General features: G+C 62.8%; 1 protein-coding gene. It reads right to left on the bottom strand.

Annotated features, from left to right (window positions below; genetic code table 11):
* Positions 1-261, bottom strand: a 261-nt coding sequence (locus IEZ15_RS43775; RefSeq protein WP_373302781.1) for a hypothetical protein, incomplete at both ends; no start/stop codon positions are given.

Here is a 261-nt window from a genome sequence, read left to right as displayed (position 1 = left end):
GCCTGCGCATGACCCAGATTCGACTTCAACGACCCCAACCACAAAGGATCACTGTCAGGACGCCCCTGACCGTACGTCGCCAACAACGCCTGCGCCTCGATCGGGTCACCCAACCGCGTCCCCGTCCCATGCGCCTCCACCGCATCCACATCAGCGGTCGACAACCCGGCATTCTCCAACGCCGCCCGGATGACACGTTGTTGAGACGGACCGTTCGGAGCCGTCAGCCCATTACTCGCACCGTCCTGATTAATGGCGCTC

Source organism: Streptomyces atratus (genome assembly GCF_014648655.1).
GTDB lineage: Bacteria > Actinomycetota > Actinomycetes > Streptomycetales > Streptomycetaceae > Streptomyces > Streptomyces atratus.
Note: the sequence above shows the minus strand (reverse complement) of the source record. Positions and strands in the feature narration are given on the sequence as shown.